Source organism: Clostridium sp. CTA-19 (assembly GCF_054767855.1).
On the sequence record NZ_BAAABH010000107.1, the window covers coordinates 1 to 414 of the forward strand.

Consider the following 414-nt stretch of genomic DNA (forward strand, 5'->3'; position numbering starts at 1 on the left):
GGAGCAGCTGGTAGCTCGTCGGGCTCATAACCCGAAGGTCACAGGTTCAAGTCCTGTCCCCGCAACCAACATGGCGGAATAGCTCAGCTGGCTAGAGCATTCGGTTCATACCCGAAGTGTCGTAGGTTCAAGTCCTATTTCCGCTACCAGGTCAAATGCAATGTTGTGTTTGAAAAATAAAYACGCTTGAGTGGCGGAACAGGCAGACGCACAGGACTTAAAATCCTGCGGTGGTTAAACACCGTACCGGTTCGATTCCGGTCTCAAGCACCAATRTCGCGGGGTGGAGCAGCTGGTAGCTCGTCGGGCTCATAACCCGAAGGTCACAGGTTCAAGTCCTGTCCCCGCAACCAACATGGCGGAATAGCTCAGCTGGCTAGAGCATTCGGTTCATACCCGAAGTGTCGTAGGTTC

General features: G+C 53.6%; 3 tRNA genes. All 3 read left to right on the forward strand.

The window, feature by feature from the left end:
- The first annotated feature begins 72 nt into the window (after positions 1-72).
- A tRNA-Met gene (locus tag ACYUE0_RS17865) sits at positions 73-149 on the forward strand.
- A gap of 35 nt (positions 150-184) precedes the next feature.
- Positions 185-273: transfer RNA gene (locus tag ACYUE0_RS17870), tRNA-Leu, on the forward strand.
- Positions 274-277: 4 nt separating this feature from the next.
- Positions 278-353, forward strand: a tRNA-Met gene (locus ACYUE0_RS17875).
- Positions 354-414: the final 61 nt, after the last annotated feature.